The sequence below is a fragment of the Streptomyces longispororuber genome, from assembly GCF_014656095.1.
GTDB lineage: Bacteria > Actinomycetota > Actinomycetes > Streptomycetales > Streptomycetaceae > Streptomyces > Streptomyces longispororuber.
On sequence record NZ_BNBT01000155.1, the window covers coordinates 1 to 20,159 of the forward strand.

At 73.1% G+C, this 20,159-nt stretch carries 19 protein-coding genes; 12 read left to right on the top strand and 7 right to left on the bottom strand.

What is annotated here, in order from left to right:
* Positions 1-185: 185 nt before the first annotated feature.
* Positions 186-617: a DUF3052 domain-containing protein gene (locus tag IE330_RS32010; protein ID WP_190139689.1), complete on the bottom strand. Its 432-nt coding sequence runs from the start codon at positions 615-617 to the stop codon at positions 186-188.
* 420 nt (positions 618-1,037) lie between these two features.
* Here IE330_RS32010 and aceE point away from each other — a divergent pair, with 420 nt between their 5' ends.
* Together aceE and IE330_RS32020 are read left to right on the top strand one after the other, a co-directional pair.
* The gene (aceE, locus tag IE330_RS32015) at positions 1,038-3,785 is read left to right on the top strand and encodes a pyruvate dehydrogenase (acetyl-transferring), homodimeric type (RefSeq protein ID WP_190139675.1); all 2,748 of its coding nucleotides are present in this window, start codon (positions 1,038-1,040) and stop codon (positions 3,783-3,785) included.
* Positions 3,786-3,893: 108 nt separating this feature from the next.
* A complete protein-coding gene (locus tag IE330_RS32020) occupies positions 3,894-4,715 on the top strand; it encodes a potassium channel family protein (RefSeq protein ID WP_229926071.1) in 822 nt (273 codons plus the stop codon).
* Positions 4,716-4,764: 49 nt separating this feature from the next.
* Here IE330_RS32020 and IE330_RS32025 read toward each other — a convergent pair whose 3' ends face one another.
* Positions 4,765-5,178, bottom strand: coding sequence for a peptidase inhibitor family I36 protein (locus IE330_RS32025; protein WP_190139676.1), 414 nt, complete (start codon positions 5,176-5,178; stop codon positions 4,765-4,767).
* Between the two features lie 524 nt (positions 5,179-5,702).
* Here IE330_RS32025 and IE330_RS32030 point away from each other — a divergent pair.
* Positions 5,703-6,914, top strand: coding sequence for an alpha/beta hydrolase (locus tag IE330_RS32030; protein WP_190139677.1), 1,212 nt, complete (start codon positions 5,703-5,705; stop codon positions 6,912-6,914).
* Between the two features lie 66 nt (positions 6,915-6,980).
* Complete coding sequence (locus IE330_RS32035; RefSeq protein ID WP_190139690.1) at positions 6,981-7,856, top strand: DUF4429 domain-containing protein; 876 nt, start codon at positions 6,981-6,983, stop codon at positions 7,854-7,856.
* A 27-nt stretch (positions 7,857-7,883) separates the two neighbouring features.
* Here IE330_RS32035 and IE330_RS32040 read toward each other — a convergent pair whose 3' ends face one another.
* Positions 7,884-8,321 (bottom strand): MerR family transcriptional regulator, encoded by a 438-nt coding sequence (locus IE330_RS32040; RefSeq protein WP_190139678.1) that lies wholly within the window; start codon positions 8,319-8,321, stop codon positions 7,884-7,886.
* A gap of 107 nt (positions 8,322-8,428) precedes the next feature.
* Here IE330_RS32040 and IE330_RS32045 point away from each other — a divergent pair, with 107 nt between their 5' ends.
* A complete protein-coding gene (locus IE330_RS32045) occupies positions 8,429-9,244 on the top strand; it encodes a serine hydrolase domain-containing protein (protein ID WP_190139679.1) in 816 nt (271 codons plus the stop codon).
* 48 nt (positions 9,245-9,292) lie between these two features.
* Here the strand turns inward: IE330_RS32045 and IE330_RS32050 are convergent, their stop codons facing one another.
* A complete protein-coding gene (locus IE330_RS32050) occupies positions 9,293-9,946 on the bottom strand; it encodes a pirin family protein (protein ID WP_190139680.1) in 654 nt (217 codons plus the stop codon).
* A 59-nt stretch (positions 9,947-10,005) separates the two neighbouring features.
* Between IE330_RS32050 and IE330_RS32055 the strand changes: the two genes are divergently transcribed.
* The 5 genes from IE330_RS32055 (at position 10,006) to fabF (ending at position 14,990) form a co-directional block, all read left to right on the top strand.
* Complete coding sequence (locus IE330_RS32055) at positions 10,006-11,241, top strand: PucR family transcriptional regulator (RefSeq protein ID WP_190139681.1); 1,236 nt, start codon at positions 10,006-10,008, stop codon at positions 11,239-11,241.
* An 89-nt stretch (positions 11,242-11,330) separates the two neighbouring features.
* Positions 11,331-12,269 (top strand): ACP S-malonyltransferase, encoded by a 939-nt coding sequence (locus tag IE330_RS32060; RefSeq protein WP_190139691.1) that lies wholly within the window; start codon positions 11,331-11,333, stop codon positions 12,267-12,269.
* 13 nt (positions 12,270-12,282) lie between these two features.
* Positions 12,283-13,314 carry a ketoacyl-ACP synthase III gene (locus tag IE330_RS32065; protein WP_190139682.1) on the top strand — a complete coding sequence of 344 codons (1,032 nt, stop codon included), beginning with the start codon at positions 12,283-12,285 and terminating at the stop codon, positions 13,312-13,314.
* Positions 13,315-13,387: 73 nt separating this feature from the next.
* Positions 13,388-13,639 carry an acyl carrier protein gene (locus IE330_RS32070; protein WP_190139683.1) on the top strand — a complete coding sequence of 84 codons (252 nt, stop codon included), beginning with the start codon at positions 13,388-13,390 and terminating at the stop codon, positions 13,637-13,639.
* 88 nt (positions 13,640-13,727) lie between these two features.
* A complete protein-coding gene (gene fabF, locus IE330_RS32075) occupies positions 13,728-14,990 on the top strand; it encodes a beta-ketoacyl-ACP synthase II (protein ID WP_190139684.1) in 1,263 nt (420 codons plus the stop codon).
* Between the two features lie 99 nt (positions 14,991-15,089).
* Here fabF and IE330_RS32080 read toward each other — a convergent pair whose 3' ends face one another.
* Complete coding sequence (locus IE330_RS32080) at positions 15,090-15,584, bottom strand: DUF3145 domain-containing protein (RefSeq protein WP_190139685.1); 495 nt, start codon at positions 15,582-15,584, stop codon at positions 15,090-15,092.
* A 378-nt stretch (positions 15,585-15,962) separates the two neighbouring features.
* On the opposite strand from IE330_RS32080, the gene IE330_RS32085 reads away from it, so the two are divergent.
* Entirely contained in the window at positions 15,963-16,868 is a 906-nt protein-coding gene (locus IE330_RS32085) for an SGNH/GDSL hydrolase family protein (RefSeq protein ID WP_190139686.1), read from the top strand.
* A 14-nt stretch (positions 16,869-16,882) separates the two neighbouring features.
* On the opposite strand, the gene IE330_RS32090 is transcribed toward IE330_RS32085, so the two are convergent.
* Both IE330_RS32090 and IE330_RS32095 read right to left on the bottom strand, forming a co-directional pair.
* On the bottom strand, positions 16,883-17,284 hold the full coding sequence (locus IE330_RS32090) for a RidA family protein (protein ID WP_190139692.1): 402 nt from the start codon (positions 17,282-17,284) through the stop codon (positions 16,883-16,885).
* 74 nt (positions 17,285-17,358) lie between these two features.
* Positions 17,359-18,204: an NAD(P)-dependent oxidoreductase gene (locus IE330_RS32095; protein ID WP_190139687.1), complete on the bottom strand. Its 846-nt coding sequence runs from the start codon at positions 18,202-18,204 to the stop codon at positions 17,359-17,361.
* Positions 18,205-18,376: 172 nt separating this feature from the next.
* Here IE330_RS32095 and IE330_RS32100 point away from each other — a divergent pair, with 172 nt between their 5' ends.
* Positions 18,377-19,276, top strand: a complete 900-nt coding sequence (locus tag IE330_RS32100) for a LysR family transcriptional regulator (protein WP_373314780.1) — start codon at positions 18,377-18,379, stop codon at positions 19,274-19,276.
* Positions 19,277-20,159: the final 883 nt, after the last annotated feature.

Sequence of the window (20,159 nt, forward strand, 5' to 3'; positions counted from 1 at the left end):
GTCCTCAAACGCCGGACGGGCTGGATTCTTCGCCCAGCCGAATATTTCAGCCCGTCCGGCGTTTGAGGACGAGCGCGCCGGCGCGATGAAGGGGCGGGCGGGTGGGAAAAGAGAGACGCACGAGAGGCCCCCGGCGGTGGTGCCGGGGGCCTCACGTGAAGGCACAGCAGAGGGCCTGCGGCCAGTTACCGCTTCTTGGCGGCGCCCTTGGGCGTGATCAGCCGGCTCCCGTTCCAGTCCTTGCCCGCGTTGATGCTCTTGGTCTGCGAGAGGCCCGCGGTGGTGGCCGCCTCGCCGATGTCGCTCGGCTCGACGTAGCCGTCGCGGCCGGTCTTCGGTGTCAGGAGCAGGATCGAGCCACCCTCCTCCATGTACGCGATGGCATCCACCAGCGCATCAGTCAGGTCCCCGTCGTCCTCGCGGAACCAGAGCACCACGGCATCAGCCACGTCGTCGTATTCCTCGTCGACGAGCTCCGTGCCGGTAGCCTGCTCGATGGCCTCGCGGAGCTCCTGGTCGACGTCCTCGTCGTAGCCGATCTCCTGGACCACCATGTCGGGCTGGAAACCCAGCCTTACGGCAAGGTTCGTCTCCGCGTGGTCCGCGGTCGCGCTCACGGATTGCCTCCTGATCATGTCTTTGGGAATGCCTTCAGCCACGCGCGTGCGCGGGGCATTGGCCGTAGTCCACACGGGCGGGACGGATCGCGCAAGTACCCGGCCGTCGAGACCGCCGAAACGGTGACGTTCCCGGCCGTGCCAGCGCAACTCCCGCCACATCCGCCGGGCCGGACGGCCGGCGTCACCGCCACGGGCTGGGCGTATCGTTGCGATTTGACCGAGCCTACCCCAGGGTCACCTGCCGCGGTCGCGGTTACCCCCCGGTAGAGATGACGTATGCACCACCGGGGTACACGATGGTGAACGTCGTACGTACCGGTACAGCACACCTACAGCGCAGAGCAGAGCCAGAGCAGAGTCAAGGCAGAGCACGAATCCGATCGCGTGCACCGCGCGACAACACAGCGAAGGAACAGCGTGGCTTCCGGATCCGATCGCAACCCGATCATCATTGGCGGTCTTCCCAGCCAGGTCCCGGACTTCGATCCCGAAGAGACCCAGGAATGGCTGGACTCCCTCGACGCCGCCGTCGACGAGCGCGGCCGTGAGCGAGCCCGCTATCTGATGCTGCGGCTGATCGAACGCGCCCGTGAGAAGCGCGTCGCCGTGCCCGAGATGCGGAGCACGGACTACGTCAACACCATCGCGACCAAGGACGAGCCGTTCTTCCCGGGCAACGAGGAGATCGAGCGGAAGATCCTGAACGCGACCCGCTGGAACGCCGCGGTGATGGTCTCCCGCGCCCAGCGGCCCGGGATCGGCGTCGGCGGTCACATCGCCACCTTCGCCTCCTCCGCCTCCCTGTACGACGTGGGCTTCAACCACTTCTTCCGCGGCAAGGACGAGGGCGACGGCGGCGACCAGATCTTCTTCCAGGGGCACGCCTCCCCGGGCATCTACGCCCGCGCCTTCCTCCTCGACCGCCTCTCCGAGCAGCAGCTCGACGCCTTCCGGCAGGAGAAGTCGAAGGAGCCGTACGGCCTGTCCTCGTACCCGCACCCGCGGCTGATGCCGGACTTCTGGGAGTTCCCGACCGTGTCGATGGGCCTCGGGCCGCTCGGCGCGATCTTCCAGGCGCGGATGAACCGCTACATGGAGGCGCGCGGCATCGCCGACACCTCGAAGTCGCACGTGTGGGCGTTCCTCGGCGACGGCGAGATGGACGAGCCGGAGTCCCTCGGGCAGCTCTCGATCGCCGCCCGCGAGGGGCTCGACAACCTGACGTTCGTCGTGAACTGCAACCTCCAGCGCCTCGACGGGCCGGTGCGCGGCAACGGGAAGATCATCCAGGAGCTGGAGTCCGTCTTCCGCGGTGCGGGCTGGAACGTCATCAAGCTGGTGTGGGACCGCAGTTGGGACCCGCTGCTCGCGCAGGACCGCGACGGCGTGCTGGTCAACAAGATGAACACGACGCCCGACGGACAGTTCCAGACGTACGCCACGGAGACCGGCGCGTACATCCGCGACCACTTCTTCGGCGACGACCACCGGCTGCGCGCCATGGTCGAGAACATGACCGACGACCAGATCCTGCACCTGGGGCGCGGCGGCCACGACCACCGGAAGATCTTCGCGGCGTTCTCCGCGGCCAAGGCGCACAAGGGCCAGCCGACGGTCATCCTCGCCAAGACGATCAAGGGCTGGACGCTCGGCCCGAACTTCGAGGGCCGCAACGCCACGCACCAGATGAAGAAGCTGACGGTCGACGACCTCAAGCACTTCCGCGACCGGCTGCACCTGCCGATCTCCGACAAGGAACTGGAGGAGGGCCCGCCGCCGTACTACCACCCGGGCCGGGACTCCGAGGAGATCCAGTACATGCACGACCGGCGCAAGGGCCTCGGCGGCTACGTGCCGACGCGGGTCGTGCGCGCCAAGCCGCTGGCGCTGCCGGACGACAAGGCGTACGCGTCGGTCAGGAAGGGCTCGGGCCAGCAGTCCATCGCCACCACCATGGCGTTCGTGCGGCTCCTGAAGGACCTGATGCGGGACAAGGAGATCGGCAAGCGGTTCGTGCTGATCGCGCCGGACGAGTACCGCACGTTCGGCATGGACTCCTTCTTCCCGAGCGCCAAGATCTACAACCCGCTCGGCCAGCAGTACGAGGCCGTGGACCGCGAGCTGCTCCTCGCGTACAAGGAGTCGCCGACCGGGCAGATGCTGCACGACGGCATCTCGGAGGCGGGCTGCACGGCGTCGCTGATCGCGGCGGGCTCCGCCTACGCCACGCACGGCGAGCCGCTGATCCCGGTGTACGTCTTCTACTCGATGTTCGGCTTCCAGCGCACCGGTGACCAGTTCTGGCAGATGGCCGACCAGCTCGCGCGCGGTTTCGTCCTGGGCGCGACCGCCGGGCGCACCACCCTGACCGGTGAGGGGCTCCAGCACGCGGACGGCCACTCGCAGCTCCTGGCCTCGACCAACCCGGCGTGCGTGGCGTACGACCCCGCCTTCGGCTTCGAGATCGCCCACATCGTCAAGGACGGCCTGCGCCGGATGTACGGCGAGACGGCCGACGGGAAGCCGGGCGAGGACGTCTTCTACTACCTGACCGTCTACAACGAGCCGATCCAGCACCTGCCCGAGCCCGACGGCGTGGACGTCGAGGGCATCCTGAAGGGCATCCACCGCCTGCGCGCGGGCGACCAGGGCGCCATCCCGGCCCAGATCCTCGCCTCGGGCGTCGCGGTGCCGTGGGCCCTTGAGGCCCAGCGCATCCTCGCCGGGGAGTGGAACGTGAAGGCGGACGTCTGGTCGGCGACCTCCTGGAACGAGCTGCGGCGCGAGGCCGTCGAGGTGGAGCGGCACAACCTGCTGCACCCCGAGGAGGACCAGCGCGTGCCGTACGTGACGCGCAAGCTCTCCGGGGCCGAGGGCCCGTTCGTGGCGGTGTCCGACTGGATGCGCAGCGTCCCGGACCAGATCTCCCGCTGGGTCCCGGGCACGTACCAGTCGCTCGGCGCGGACGGCTTCGGCTTCGCGGACACCCGGGGCGCGGCCCGCCGCCACTTCCACATCGACGCGGAGTCGATCGTGGTCGCGGTCCTCACCGAGCTGGCCCGCGAGGGCAAGGTGGACCGCTCCGTGCTGAAGCAGGCCGTCGACCACTACCGGCTCCTGGACGTCACGGCGGCCGACCCCGGCGCCGCGGGCGGCGACGCGTAAGCAGGACGGCCGCGCGGTCACACCTCACCGCGCGCGAACACCTCATCCGTGCGACGGGCGGCGGGCCTCGGGTCCGCCGCCCGTCGCGCTGTTTCCTACGATGCGCTCATGGAGGACGAGGCCGAACAGCAGCCCGAGCGGGATCCGTCGGCGCAGGCGCGCTGGGAGAGCCGGACACAGCGCCCGCTGCTCGCCCTGGCCGTGGCCTTCGCCCTGGCCTACGCGGTGCCCATAGTCAGGCCCGGGGCGAGCGCGTCCGTGACGCGGGCCTGTACCGCGGTGGAGTGGTGCGTGTGGGGCGCCTTCGCCGCCGACTACGTGGTGCGGCTCTGCCTCAGCGAGCGGCGCGCGCGCTTCGTGCGGGCGCACTGGCTCGACCTGTGCGCCGTGGTCCTGCCGATGATCCAGCCGCTGCGGCTGCTGCGCCTGGTCGCGACCCTGATGCTGGTGGGGCGGCGGGCGCGGATGGCGTCGCAGATACGGCTGACGACGTACGTCGTGGGCACGGTGGTGGGGCTGCTCATGTTCGGCTCCCTGGCGGTGCTCTCCGTGGAGCGGGAGTCGCCGGACGGCAACATCAAGACGCTGGGCGACGCCGTGTGGTGGTCCTTCACCACGATGACGACCGTGGGGTACGGCGACCACGCGCCGACGACCGGGCTCGGCCGGGTGCTCGCCGTGGGCCTGATGCTGTCGGGCATCGCGCTGCTCGGTGTGGTCACGGCGAACATCGCGGCGTGGTTCATCGCGCGGTTCGAGAAGGACGACGCGGAGGAGCGGCGGCAGACCGCGGCGATCGAGGCCCTCACCATGGAGGTGATGGCCCTGCGGGCGCAGGTCGCCGCGCTGTCCGGCGGCGCGGGCGGCTCCGGCGCGGCCGGGGACGGCGGTCCCCCCGCCCCGGTCGCGCCCCGGCCGCGCGAGCCCTGAGCCCGGGCGTCACCGCTGCGGGCGCCCGGTCGGGGCGGCGGGGCCCGTCTCAGCGCTCCCAGATCTTGACGGCCCGTACGCGGTACGGGCTCCGCGGCGCCCACGTGCCGCTGCCCGGGTAGGTGTGGAACTCGGCCGTCTCGGCGCACTCCCGTGACTGGTAGACGGTGACGGGCCGGCCGGTGCGGTTGGCGAGGGCCTGCGCGCTGTCCCCCTCCGGCAGCGCGACGCAGCTCTCGATGTCGACCCCGGCCAGCTCGTACACGTGCCGCGGGCCCTTGAAGTCCGCCTTCTGCCAGAGGCAGAGCTCTCCGGGGCCGCACGCGCCGAGCCGGCCCGGGGGCGCGGCACCGGCCCGTGCCGTCGTCGTGGCGGCGCCCGCGTGGCCGGACGTGAGGACCGCCACCGTGAGCGCGGCCGCGGTGAGCGCCGCAAGGGCGGCGGCGGGCATGGTCGTACGCATGACATCAACCCCCGTGTCGTAACGATCAGTTGACGCCACTCTCGGCCGCGGGGGCGGGGCCGGGAAGGGGTTCCGGCGCGGCTCACCCGGATAGGCGAAAACCCCCTGAGCGGACCCTGAGGGCACTTTCCGGTACCTCTCGGGGGCTTCCCTGATGCGGGGCCGTCCGCGACGCCTCGCCCGCCTTCCGGCGGCGCGCGGCGCGCGGCGCGCGGCCCTCGCCGAGGTGAGGCCCGGTCGCGCCCTTCCCCGGCGCCTCGACCAACGGCCCGCTCGCCGTCGCCCGTTGGCCACCCGTCGGGGACACCGTACGGGGCACCGTGCGTAGCGGCTCACGACCCCGGCGTGACCGTTCCGTGCTCCGCTCCCCCACACGCCCCACACGCTCCACCCGTACGAGCGCGCGACGCAGCGTGACGAATCGACCCCATTCACGCCCGCTTTGCCGTAAATACCCAGCGTAAAACGTGATCTGCCTCACCCCGTGCACGGCAGGCTTCCCGATTCTCCTAGGGTGTCCCGCAGTGACTTCCTTCGACTCCTCCCCTCAACTCGGCATCTGGCGTGCGCTGCTCGCGCTCACCGTGGTGTTCGTCATGCTGGCGACCACCGGGTGGACCGCCGTACGCCAGAACAAAGGCGCCGCCTCTCCGCTCGAAGCCACGCTCGCCGCCTGGGAGCGTGGCCGGATCGGCGGCCGTGACCTGCCCGACCCCGGCGCTCCCGCCGACCGGCTCGCGCGGTTCTTCGCCTCGCTCACCGCCCACCAGCGCGACCGCCTCGCCGCCCGCTACCCGCTCGCGGTCGGCAACATGAACGGCGCGCCCGTGACGCTGCGCTACCGCGCGAACCGCCTCGCCCTCCAGCAGGCCCGCCGGGTCGAGCGGGAGCGCATGCACGACGACCGCCTCTCGCCCGTCGGCAAGCAGGAGGCCGAGCGCCGCATGAAGCGCTTCGGCGTCATGATGCGCCCGGAGCGCCAGGTGCTCGCCTTCGACCCCATGGGCTCGGGGCGGATGGCGGAGGTCTTCGGCGACCTCGACCGGGCGCGCCGCGTGTCCGTCGTCGTCCCCGGCGTCGACACCGACGTCCTCACCTTCGAGCGGACCCAGCGCACGTACGCGGCGCCCGTCGGCATGGCGCGGGCCCTGTACCGCGCGGAGCGCGCGGCCGCCCCCCGCACCCGGACCGCCGTGATCGCCTGGGCCGACTACACCGCGCCCGTCGGGCTCGGTGTGGACGCCGCCACGTCCATGCGCGCCGACAACGGCGCCGTCCGCCTGGACGCGCTGGTGAGCGCCCTGCCGGGGCGCGCGCGGGTGGCGCTGTACTGCCACAGTTACGGCTCGGTGGTCTGCGGGGTCGCCGCCCGGCGGCTGCCCGGGCGGGTCACGGACATCGCGGTCGCGGGCAGCCCCGGGATGCGCGCCGACAACGTGAGGGGCCTCGGCACCCGCGCGCGGGTGTGGGCCGCTCGGGACAGCGACGACTGGATCGAGGATGTGCCGCACATGGAGGTGGGCGGGCTCGGCCACGGCGCCGACCCGGTCTCGGGCGGCTTCGGCGCCCGCGTGGTGTCGGCCGACCGCGCCCGGGGCCACACCGGCTATTTCGAGCCGGGCACGGACAGTCTCAGCAACTTCGCCCAGATCGGCGTCGGTGCGTACGACGCCGTGCGGTGTGCCGACGGAAACGGGGCCTGCCGCGACGGAATTCCCGGTACGACGGCGGCCTGACGCGCGTAGAAATCGGCGAAACAGCGGCCCGCCGCAGGAGAGACGGAGGAGCGCGTGCCGCATACGATGAGCCGCATGGGTGATGTACTGGCCGGATTTCACGCCGCCTGGGAGTTCGAGTCCGACTCCGTGCTCATCCGCTTCGAACGGGGGATCCGTACGCCGAAGCTGTTCCAGGCTCTCGGCGAGCGCCGCATCCCCCATGAGGCGATCGCGGGGGTCACGCTCACCCCGGGCAAGCGCGGGACGACGGTGCTGCACATGGTTCCGCGACCGGGTGCCGATCCACTGATGGAGGCCGCGGCGGGACAGCTCAAGGACGGGTCCGACCCGTACCGCCTCGTGCTGCCCGCGGAGCGGGAGACGCTCGCGGAGTACTACGCGGACGAGCTGCGGGCCCTGCTGCCCGCCGAGGCCCCGGGGGACGCGGAGCGCTACCTGGTGGCCGCGCCGGAGGCGCCGCTGCAGTTCAAGGCGTACGACGGGAAGGCGTCCTTCGACGGCAAGGCGGTGGCCTTCCGCTGGTTCTGGACCGGGGCGTCGTCGGCCAAGTGGAAGGCCGGGGACCAGAGCTTCCTCGTCACCGACCTGAGCGGGGTCGAGTGGCGCTCGCCGGAGGTGTTCGAGGGACACCTGCGGCTGCTGCGCCGCGAGGCGCCGGTGCCCCAGCCCGCGCAGGCCGACCAGGACCCGGCGGCCGTCGTCTTCGGCCTGGGCTACGGCCCCGTACACGAGTCACTGCCGTTCGCCGCTTCGGTGCTCGCGGCCGTCCGGGCGTCCGGCCCCGCCCCCGCCCCGGTGGCCGCGGCGGCCCCGGCCGTCCGGCGCGACCCGGCCGACATCGCCGAGCGCATCCGGCACCTGGGCGAGCTGCACCAGGCGGGGCTGCTCACGGACGACGAGTTCACGGCGAAGAAGGCCGAGCTGCTCGCGGAGCTGTGAGCGCGCTCGCCACGGGGGCTCGTACGCCTACGACCCGGACGCCACGTCCGCCCCGTAGGCCGCCTCCCGGCGGGCCACGGCGTACGAGCCGATCTTGTGGTCGAGCACGGCGAGGGTGTCCTGGAGCTCCGCGACGCGGGCCCGGACGTCGCGGCGGGTCTCCTCCAGGAGCCGCTGCCGCTCCGCGAAGGTGGCGTCGCCCTCCCGCACCAGCTCCGCGTAGCGCACCATGTCCGCCACCGGCATGCCGGTGGTGCGCAGCTTGCCGAGGAACGTGAGCCACCGCAGGTCGCGGTCGCGGTAGCGGCGTTGACCGGCCCCGGAGCGGTCGACGTGCGGCATCAGACCGATCCGCTCGTACCAGCGCAGGGTGTGCGCGCTCAGACCGGTCGCCTCGGCGACCTCGCTGATCGTGTAGTGGCGCTCGGCGGCCGCCGGGCCGGGGCTCGTCTCCATGACCGTCATGGCCCCCACGCTAGGGCCTTCGAGTGCGCTCGAAGCAAGGGGTTATCCGTGGCCGCGGGCCCGCCCCCGGCCGTGGGCGCCGCCGCGGGGCGCTTACGCTCGTACGCATGCAGAGCCTGGAGCTGATCGACAACTGGCCCGTCCCGACGGCTGCCGCCGCCGTCGTCCGCGCGGACGGCACCGTGGCCGGGACGCGCGGGCCCACCGCGCACCGCTTCGCCCTCGCCTCGGTCACCAAGCCCCTCGCGGCGTACGCGGCGCTCGTCGCGTACGAGGAGGGCGCCGTGGAGCTGGACGAGCCGGCCGGGCCCGAGGGGTCGACCGTGCGGCACCTGCTCGCGCACACCAGCGGGCTCGCCTTCGACGAGCACCAGGTGGTGGCGGCGCCGGGGACGCGGCGGCTGTACTCCAACGCCGGGTTCGAGGTGCTCGGGGACCACATCGCCAAGGCGACGGACATCCCCTTCGCGGAGTACCTGCGCCAGGCCGTCCTGGAGCCGCTCGGGATGACGTCCACGGAGCTCGCGGGCGGGGCCTCGCCCGCGAAGGACGGCGTGTCCACCGTGGACGACCTCGTGCGGTTCGCGGCCGAGGTGCAGGCGCCGCGGCTGCTGGACCCGCGGACCGTGGCGGCGGCGATGACGGTGACGTACCCGGGGCTCAAGGGGGTGCTGCCGGGGTACGGGCACCAGAACCCCAACGACTGGGGGCTCGGGTTCGAGATCCGGGACGGGAAGTCGCCCCACTGGACGGGGAGTTCCTCCTCGCCCCGGACCTTCGGCCACTTCGGGCAGGCGGGGACGTTCCTGTGGGTCGACCCGGACGCGGGGGCCGCGTGCGTGGCGCTCACCGACCGGCCCTTCGGACCGTGGGCCGTCGAGGTGTGGCCGCGGTTCACGGACGCGGTGCTGGCCGAGCTGTGAGTCCGCGGGCGCGGGCCGGGCGGCCCTCCGCGGGGGTGGCGGCGCGGGCTAGCGCATCTCCCAGAGGAGGAGCTCCGTCCGGCTGTAGGCCAGGGCCTCCAGGTCCTGTTCGGCCGTGATCCGCGCCGAGTCGCCCGGGGACAACTCCTCGTCGGCCAGGGCGATGTCGCCCCGTACGACGTGGAGGTACACCGACGGCGCCGACGGGAGCGGCGTCCGCTCACCGGGGGCGAGGCGGCGTACGTGGAGGAGGGCGCCGGCGGCGGGGACCGCGTACGGGGTGGCGTCGGAGATCCCGCGGACGACCTCGTAGCGCGGGGTGCCGCCGGGCTCCCGGGGGGCCAGCCACATCTGCAGGAAGGTCAGCGGGGCGGGGCCCGCGTTGCGCTCCACGTGGCGGACGCCGGAGCCCGCACTGAGGTGCTGGACGTCACCGGGGCGGACCACCGACTCGTGGCCTGCGGAGTCACGGTGGGTCAGCTCGCCCTCGACCACCCACGTGACGATCTCGGTGTGGCTGTGCGGGTGTTCGGCGAAGCCCGCGCCGGCGGCGAGGCGCTCCTCGTTGCAGGCGAGCACCGCCCCGAAGCGGAGGTTCTCGGGTTCGTAATAGGGGCCGAACGACAACGCGTGGTAGGAGTCGATCCCCGCCCCCGGGTCGCCGCCGGGGTACCGCTCGCCGGAGCGCCGTACATCAATCACGCTCCCCACCGTAGACCCGGCCCCGCACGCCCCCGTCCCAATAAGGCAGTCTTGTCCCCGTGCCCGAACCCTCAGCGAACGAATTCCCCCAGGACGCGGATGCCGCAGGCGGCCCCTCGGCCCGCCGGGGCCGCGCCCACGCGCACGCCGCGACCCTGCGGCGGCTGGAGAAGTCGTCCGGCAGCCTCGCGGCGCAGGCCATCGCGCGCATGGACGAGACGCTGTCCTGGTACCGGGCGATGCCGCCGGAGAACCGCTCGTGGATCGGCCTGGTCGCGCAGGCCGGTATCGCCGCGTTCACGGAGTGGTTCCGGCGCCCCGACGCCCCGCAGGCGATCTCGACGGACGTCTTCGGGACCGCGCCGCGCGAACTGACCCGCGCGATCACGCTGCGGCAGACCGTGGAGATGGTGCGGACCACGATCGAGGTGATGGAGTCCGCCATCGACGAGGTGGCGGCGCCCGGCGACGAGAGCGTGCTGCGCGAGGCGCTGCTCGTCTACGCGCGCGAGATCGCCTTCGCCACCGCTCAGGTGTACGCACAGGCCGCCGAGGCACGCGGTGCCTGGGACGCCCGCCTGGAGTCCCTGGTGGTGAACGCCGTGCTGTCCGGCGAGGCCGACGAGGGGGCCGTCTCCCGCGCCGCCGCGCTGGGCTGGAACTCCCCCGAGCACGTGTGCGTGGTCCTCGGCACCGCCCCCGACGGCGACAGCGAGCTGACCGTGGAGGCCATCCGCAGGGCCGCCCGGCACGCGAAGCTCCAGGTCCTGACCGGGGTGCTCGGCGCCCGCCTGGTCGTCATCGCGGGCGGCAACGACAACCCGCTGGCCGTGGCGAAGGCCCTGATCGGGCCGTACGCGGCCGGGCCCGTGGTGGCCGGTCCCATCGTGCCCGACCTGCTCGCCGCGACCCGCTCGGCGCAGGCCGCGGCCGCCGGCCTGAAGGCCTGTGCCGCCTGGCAGGACGCGCCGCGCCCGGTGCTCGCGGACGATCTGCTGCCGGAGCGGGCCATGGCGGGCGATCCCGCCGCGCGCGAGCAACTGGTGGAGGAGATCTACAGACCGCTGGAGGAAGCGGGCTCCGCGCTCCTGGAGACCCTCAGCGTCTATCTGGAGCAGGCGAGTAGCCTCGAAGGTGCCGCGCGGATGCTCTTTGTGCATCCCAATACCGTGCGCTACCGGCTCCGACGTGTGACCGACGTCACCGGATGGTCCCCTTCGGATGTGCGCTCCGCCTTCACACTGCGGATCGCGCTGATCCTGGGACGCCTGGCCGACGGCGATCACCAGCCGTAGGTGTTTGTTGGACCCCTACAATTCCCATAGCTGTTCTTCGTCCCTGTCCCCACGGGCGTTTCGTCCTGTCCACAAGAGAGAGTGTGAGAGTGCTCGTACTCGTCGCTCCCGGCCAAGGCGCCCAGACGCCCGGCTTCCTGACCCCCTGGCTCGACCTCCCCGGCGCCGCCGACCGGCTCGCCGCCTGGTCCGACGCCATCGGTCTCGACCTCGTCCACTACGGCACGCAGGCGGACGCGGACGCGATCCGCGACACCGCCGTGGCGCAGCCGCTGCTGGTGGCCGCCGGCCTGCTCTCGGCCTCGGCACTCGGTGACATCACGCCGGGCGCCGTCGCGGGGCACAGCGTGGGCGAGATCACGGCCGCGGCGTACGCGGGCGTGCTGACGGAGGACGCCGCGCTCGGCTTCGTCCGGACGCGCGGCCTGGCGATGGCCGAGGCCGCCGCGGTCACGGAGACCGGCATGGCCGCGCTGCTCGGCGGCGACCCCGAGGTCACCGTCCCGCACCTGGAGAAGCTCGGCCTGACCCCGGCGAACGTGAACGGCGCGGGCCAGATCGTGGCCGCCGGCACCGCCGAGCAGCTCGCCGCCCTCGCCGAGGACAAGCCGGAGGGCGTGCGCAAGGTCGTGCCGCTGAAGGTCGCCGGCGCGTTCCACACCCACCACATGGCGCCCGCGGTCGCCGCGCTCGAGGAGGCCGCCCAGGGCCTCGCCGTGGCCGACCCGCGCCTGACGTACGTCTCGAACCGGGACGGCGAGACCGTCGCGAGCGGCACCGAGATCGTCTCGCGCCTGGTCGGCCAGGTCGCCAACCCGGTCCGCTGGGACCTGTGCATGGACAGGTTCCAGGAGCTCGGGGTCACCGCGCTGATCGAGGTGTGCCCGGGCGGCACGCTCACCGGTCTCGCCAAGCGCGCCCTCAAGGGCGTGCCGACCCTGGCCGTGAAGACGCCGGACGATCTCGACGCCGCCCGCCGGCTCATCGCCGAGACCGCCGCCTCCGCCGCCGACGCGGCGGGTGCCTGAGAAGGAGCCGAGCATGGCGAAGATCAAGCCCAGTCAGGGCTCCCCGTACGCGCGCATCATGGGGGTCGGCGGCTACCGCCCGACCCGCGTGGTGCCCAACGAGGTGATCCTGGAGAAGATCGACTCCTCTGACGAATGGATTCGCTCCCGCTCCGGCATCGCCACGCGCCACTGGGCCTCCCCCGAGGAGACCGTGGCGGCGATGTCCGTGGAGGCCGCGGGCAAGGCCATCGCGAACGCGGGCATCCGGCCCGAGCAGATCGGCGCGGTGATCGTCTCCACGGTGTCGCACTTCAAGCAGACCCCGGCCATCGCCACGGAGATCGCGGACAAGCTCGGCACGGGCAGGCCCGCCGCGTTCGACATCTCCGCGGGCTGCGCGGGCTTCGGCTACGGCCTGACCCTGGCCAAGGGCATGATCGTGGATGGCTCGGCGGAGTACGCGCTGGTCATCGGCGTGGAGCGGCTGAGCGACCTGACCGACCTCGAGGACCGCAAGACGGCCTTCCTGTTCGGTGACGGCGCGGGCGCGGTCGTCGTCGGCCCCGCCAAGGAGCCCGGCATCGGCCCGTCGGTCTGGGGCTCGGAGGGCGACAAGGCCGAGACCATCAAGCAGACCGTGGGCTGGGACGAGTACCGCATCGGTGACGTCTCCAAGCTCCCGGTCGGCGCCGACGGCGAGGTCAAGTTCCCCGCCATCACGCAGGAGGGCCAGGCGGTGTTCCGCTGGGCCGTGTTCGAGATGGCGAAGGTCGCCCAGCAGGCGCTGGACGCGGCCGGGATCAGCGCGGACGACCTGGACGTCTTCATCCCGCACCAGGCCAACATGCGGATCATCGACTCGATGGTGAAGACCCTGAAACTGCCGGAGCACGTCACGGTCGCCCGCGACGTGGAGACCACCGGCAACACCTCGGCCGCCTCGATCCCGCTCGCGATGGAGCGGCTCCTGGCGACCGGTGAGGCGAAGAGTGGCGACACCGCCCTCGTCATCGGCTTCGGGGCGGGTCTCGTGTACGCCGCCACGGTCGTTACCCTCCCCTAGGCACTCCGTGCGGATCTTCGGGTCCGTGCCGGATGCCGCCACACCCTCTGGATACATACGAAGGAGCGCCACAATGGCCGCCACTCAGGAAGAGATCGTCGCCGGTCTCGCCGAAATCGTGAACGAGATCGCCGGGATCCCCGTTGAGGACGTCCAGCTCGACAAGTCCTTCACCGACGACCTGGACGTCGACTCGCTGTCCATGGTCGAGGTCGTCGTCGCCGCCGAAGAGCGCTTCGACGTGAAGATCCCGGACGACGACGTCAAGAACCTCAAGACGGTCGGCGACGCCACCAAGTACATCCTCGAGCACCAGGCCGCCTGAGTCTGACGGCCAGCAGCGCTGGCCGGCCGCCACCCGGCGGTGGCGCCGCCGCATCCGCACCTGAACCAACCGTGGAGAGAGAAATCCAGTGAACTCGACCAATCGCACCGTGGTCGTCACCGGTATCGGCGCAACCACACCGCTGGGTGGCGACGCAGCTTCGACCTGGGAGGGCCTGCTCGCCGGGCGCTCCGGGGTCGGTGTCCTGGAGCAGGACTGGGCGGCCGAGCTGCCGGTCCGCATCGCGGGTCAGATCGCCGTCGAGCCGACCGAGGTCATCCCGCGCCCCCAGGCCCGCAAGCTCGACCGCTCGGCGCAGTTCGCGCTGATCGCGGCCGAGGAGGCCTGGAAGGACGCGGGCTTCGCCGCCAAGGCCGGCGAGGACGCGTCCGTGGACCCGGACCGCCTCGGCGCGGTCATCGCCTCCGGCATCGGCGGCGTGACGACCCTGCTCGACCAGTACGACATCATGCGGGAGAAGGGCGTACGCCGCGTCTCCCCGCACACGGTGCCGATGCTGATGCCGAACTCGCCCGCGGCGAACGTCGGCATCGCGCTCGGCGCCCGCGCCGGTGTGCACACCCCGGTCTCGGCCTGTGCCTCGGGTGCGGAGGCCATCGGCTACGCGATCGAGATGATCCGCACCGGCCGCGCCGACGTCGTCGTCGCGGGCGGCACGGAGGCGGCGGTCCACCCGCTGCCGATCGCCGCCTTCGGCAACATGATGGCGATGTCGAAGAACAACGACGACCCGCAGGGCGCCTCCCGCCCCTGGGACGTCGACCGCAACGGCTTCGTGCTCGGCGAGGGCGCCGGCGTGGTCGTGCTCGAGTCCGAGGAGCACGCCAAGGCCCGCGGCGCGCGGATCTACGTGGAGGCGGTGGGCCAGGGCATCTCGGCCGACGCGCACCACATCACGCAGCCCGAGCCGTCCGGCAACGGCATCGCGCACGCGCTGCAGAACCTGCTGGACAACACCGGTCTGAAGCCCGCCGAGATCGCGCACATCAACGCGCACGCCACCTCGACGCCGCAGGGCGACATCGGGGAGATCAAGGCGCTGCGCAAGGCGTTCGGCGACGACGTCGACCACATGGCGATCGCCTCGACGAAGTCGATGACCGGCCACCTCCTCGGTGGCGCGGGCGGCGTGGAGACCGTCGCGACGGTCCTCGCGCTGCACCACCGCACGGCTCCGCCGACGATCAACATCGAGAACCTCGACCCCGAGGTCGACGCGGACATCATCCGCGGCGAGGCCCGCCCGCTGCCCGAGGGCACGATCGCGGCCCTGAACGACTCGTTCGGCTTCGGCGGCCACAACGTGGTGCTGGCCTTCCGCACGGTCTGACCGCGCACCGGTCCCGTACGCACACCGTACGTACGCGAAGGGCCCCCGGCTTCACCGGCCGGGGGCCCTTCGCGCGTGTACGGGCCCCGCGGCCCGGGATCAGACGACCTGGTGCAGCCAGCGCACCGGCGCGCCCTCGCCGGCGTAGCGGAACGGCTCCAGCTCGTCGTCCCAGGGCTTGCCGAGGAGCTTGGCGACCTCGGCCTCCAGGTCGCTCTCGCCGCCCTTGGCGCGGGCGAGCGCGGCGCGCAGCCGGTCCTCCGGGATCAGGATGTCGCCGTGGATGCCGGTGACGGCGTGGAAGATGCCGAGGTCCGGGGTGGCGCTGTAGCGCTCGCCCTCGGCCGCGGCGGACGGCTCCGCGGTGACCTCGAAGCGCAGCAACTGCCAGCCGCGCAGCGCGGAGGCCAGCTTGGAGGCGGTACCGGCCGAGCCGCGCCAGGAGAACTCGGATCTCCAGGTGCCGGGCGCCGCGGGCTGCCTGATCCAGTCGAGGCTGACGCGGGCGCCGAGCACTCCCGCGACCGCCCACTCGACGTGCGGGCACAGCGCGCGCGGTGCGGAGTGCACGTACAGAACTCCACGTGTCGTCACCGGGACCTCCAGTGTGGGACGAGGCGCGCCGTTCCCGGCGGCCTCGGGCCCGTGCCGAGCGGTATTCCTGGTATTTCCCGAAGCGGGAAAATCCGAGGAAAGACGAAAAACGGTACAGATGTGACGTGATGTAATTTAGCGGAACCGGGAAAAGCAGGTGCCACTGGTTGGCGAGGCTACCGTGCGGCGGGGCATGGATTGTGACGTACCGTCGGTCCCCAGGCCGGGAAACGCGGAGGTTTCACTCGCCGGGAGGCCTGTGGCCCCCCGGCCGGGTGTCCGGCGGCCGCCGCCGGGACATCTCACCATGTGGCGGCACGCAACCTGAAGGGCCCGGAGCACGTCACGTTGGACGACGAGGGGACAGAGGGGACGAGTATGCGGAATTCACGGCACCGCGCGCGGGCCGTCGTCGCCGTCGCGGCGGCGGCCCTCACCGGTCTCGCGACGCTCACCGCGTGTGACGCGTCCGGCGGCGACGAGGCGGCGCCGAACGGCCCCACCGCGCAGGACAGGGCGCACCGCAAGGCGGAGCCCGTGTGGGACACCAGCCCGCGCTCCGTCGCCGCCGTCGGCGACTCCATCACCCGCGGCTTCGACACCTGCTCGGTGCTCTCCGACTGCCCGGAGGCGTCCTGGGCGACCGGCAGCGACAGCGAGGTGCGCAGCCTCGCGCAGCGCCTGCTCGGCAAGCGGCGGGCCGCCACGCACAGTTGGAACCACGCCAAGACCGGTGCCCGCATGGCCGACCTGCCCGGGCAGATGGAGCGGGCCGCCGCGCACCGGCCCGACCTGGTCACCGTCATGGTCGGCGCGAACGACGCCTGCCGCTCCTCCGTCGACGAGATGACGCCCGTGGCGGAGTTCCGCGCGGACTTCGAGGACGCGCTGGGGACGCTGCGCGACGAGCGGCCCCGGGCGCAGGTGTACGTGCTGAGCGTGCCGGACCTCAAGCGGCTGTGGTCCGAGGGCCGCACCAACCAGCTCGGCAAGCAGGTGTGGAAGCTCGGCATCTGCAAGTCGATGCTCGCGGACGCGGACGCGATGGACGCGGCGGCGGTGGCGCGGCGCGCGGCGGTGCGGGAGCGGGTCGTCGCGTACAACGCGGTCCTCAAGGAGGTCTGCGCCAAGGACCTGCGGTGCCGCTACGACGGGGACGCGGTCTTCGACTTCCGCTTCGGTACGGATCTGTTGAGCCACTGGGACTGGTTCCACCCCAGCAAGGAGGGCCAGGCCCGCCTTGCCGAGATGGCCTACGAGGGCGTCACGTCCCGTCGGCCTTGAGGCGGGGGCCGCCCTCAGCCCGGCTCCAGCCCGGCGGCGGCCCGCACCGCCGCGACCACCTCGACCTCGATGAGCGCCTCCGGCCGGAACAGCCGCGACACCTCCACCGTCGTGCTGGTCGGCGGCGTACCGGTGAGGCGGGCGCGGCGCACGGCCGCGTACCCCGGCAGGTCGTCCAGGTCGGTCATGAAGGTGCGGATGTTGATGATGTTGTCGAGCGTGCCCCCGTACGCGGCGAGGAGGGCGGCGAGGGTGTCGAAGATCCCGTGGCTCTGAGCGGTGATGTCCTCGCCGTCGGCGATCTGCCCGGAGACGTGGAGCAGGGCGCCGCCGTCGGCGAGCCGGACGTGCGCTACCTGGGAGTACGGACCGAGGGGTGCCGGGGCACCGGCCGGGTCGGCGAGGGTGACGTCCATGGCGGTCGCGGGCTCCTGTCGGGGGTCGGGCAGCAGGCGGTGGGGGTCGGGCTCGGTCATCAGGGCGTCAGACCTCAGCCGTCAGCCGTGATGCGGTCGCGGATGTGGGTCACCGCGGCCGAGATGTCCTCGGGCGCGGTCGCCGGGTCGGACGCGGCGGTCTCGTAGTGGGCGAGGACGGCCTCCATGGCGGGGAGGCGGGCGGTGCGCGTGGCCAGGGACACGTCCTTGACGGCCAGGGCGGTGGCGAAGTGCACGTCCTGCGCGAAGGCGCGGGCGACGGCCCCGGCGAGCGGTCCGCGGGCGAGGGCGGCGCGGGCGGTGTCCGCGTCGAGGCCGAGCGCGTCGGCGAGGGCCATCGCCTCCGCGACCAGGGCCACGCCGCCCAGCACCGCGGTGTTGACGACGAGTTTGAGGGCGGCGCCTGAGCCGAGGGGGCCGGTGCGGGTCACGGGCCCGAAGCGGGCCAGGACGTGTGCGACGCCGTCGGCGTCGCCGCCCGCGAGGACGCCGAGCTCCCCCGCCGCGGCCTTGTCCGTGCTGCCCATGACGGGCGCGTCGACGAGCGTGACGCGGCTCCCCGTCCGCTCCCCCAGCTCGCGTACGACGTCGGGCCCGACGGTCGACATCTCCACCCAGTGGGCGCCGTCCCGCAGCGCGGGCAGGATCGCGTCGGCGACGGACCGGACCGCGTCGGGCCCCGCGAGCATCGTGATCACGACGTCGGCGTCGCGGACGGCGTCGGCGGGTGTCGCGGCGCGGCGCGCGCCCGCCGCGACGAGCGGCTCGGCCTTGGCGGCCGTACGGTTCCAGACCATCAACGGGTGCCGGGCGGCGAGGAGTTGACGGGCCATGGGGGTGCCCATGTGGCCGAGGCCGAGGAAGGCGATGCGTTCGGGGTGCTGCGTGCGCGGTTCCATGCGGACGACGCTAGGCGCGGGGATGTGATGCGACAAGCGAATGTCTAGCATGGCGGGCATGCCGATATCGCATGGGCCTGGGCCGACGGGTGCGTACGGACCGTGGAGTGCGCCCCGTGACGGCGGGCAGGGCATCGGGGAGGGTGGCGGGCCGGAGGGCGAGGGCGTCGATCTGTCGACCTTCTGGCTGCGGGCCTTCCTGGAGGTGGCCCGGGCGGGGTCGTTCACGGTGGCGGCGCGGCGGCTGGCCCTGACGCAGTCCGCGGTGTCGCGCCGGATCGCGTCCCTGGAGGCGGTGCTCGGCGGTGCCCCGCTCTTCGACCGGCTGCCGCGCGGCGTGCGGCTCACCGCGCACGGCCGGACCCTGCTGCCGCACGCGGAGGCGGTCACGGGCCGCCTCGCGCGGCTGCGGCGGGAGCTGGCGGACCTGGACGGGGCCGCGGGCGGGCACCTGCGGTTCGGCGCGTTCGCGACGGCGGACGCGGCGCTGGTGCCGCGTGCCCTCGCGGCGTTCCGGGCGCGGCACCCCGGGGTGACGCTGACGCGCGAGGAGGGCCTCAGCGGGCCGCTCCTGGCGCGCCTCGGCGAGGGGGAGCTGGACCTGGCGGTGGTGTCGACGACGGGCGGCCCGCTCGACGGTGCCGCGTACGACCTGCACCACCTGCTCGACGAGACGCTGTACGTGGCGGTGCCCGCGGCCCACCCGCTGGCGGGCGAGCCCTCCGTACGGCTCGCGCGCCTGGCCGACGAGGACTGGATCTCCGGCAGCGCGGACCCGGCGGGCACGCTGCTCGACGCCGTCGTCCGGGCGGGTTTCCGGCCGCGGGTGGCCCATGTGGTCCGCGAGTGGACGGCCAAGCAGGGCTATGTGGCCGCCGGGCTCGGCGTCACCCTGGTCCCGGCGCTCGCGGCCCAGGGCGTACGGGCGGACATCGCGCTCGTACCGGTACGGGAGGAGGGCGCGCCCGCGCGGGCGGTGTACGCGGCGACGGCGCGGGGGCGGTCGCCGGTGCCCGGCGTGGCGCCGTTCGTGGCCGCCCTGCGGGAGTCGGGGCGGCTGCTCTCCGCGTGAGCCGGCGGCCGCGACCCCGGGGCGGGCCCCGCGGCGCGGCGGGCGCCGCCGGACGGGGCGCCGGGGCGGGCCGCGCGGCGGCGGTGGTAGGCCACCGTGACCGCGAGGAGCAGCGGCCCCCACAGCAGCAGCGGGGCGTAGCAGAGCACCAGGAGCGCGTCCTGGGCGGGCGAGCCCATGCCGCCCGGGCCGGTGCCCGAGTCGAGGTCCCCGCCCACGTTGCGGAAGGCGAAGCCCCAGATCAGGTCGAGCGCCACCGAGCCGAGCGCGGCCGGGACGACGGCGGCGAGCGGGCGCACCCGGCGGCCGCCGAGGAGCGGGATCCAGCGGGGCACGACCTCACCCCACCGGCGGACCAGGCCGAGCGTCAGCAGCGCCAGGCCCTCGGAGACGGCGCTGAGCGCGAGGATGTACACGGACTCGCCGAACCCGGGGCCGTAGTCGGACACGGGCAGGCGCAGGACGAGGGCGACGCGCCACAGGCTCGACGGCAGGACGACCCAGGGCACGGCGTGCGCGGCGAGCGCGGCCCAGCGGGGCACGGTGGGCAGGGCGTTGACTCTCAGCATGGGACTCATGCTGGTGCGGGGCGTGCGCCGGGGCGTCGGCCGTGCGGGCCGTCCGCCTCCGCCGCGCGGGGGAGGCGGCCTCCGCCGCGCGGTGGAGGCGACATCCGTGGCAGGACGGCTCTTTTGGGACCGGGGGCGTAGCGCCCGGAGCCCGTGGCTGGCCATACTTCCGCCACCTCACCAGCAACGGAAGGACTCACGTGGCTTCGTCTCACATAGTCGGGCGGCGGCTCGGGGCGTTCGGGGCCGCGCTGCTCGCCGGGGCGCTCGCGGCGGTCGCGGCGGCCGCCGCCCCCGGCTCGCCGGACCCGTCC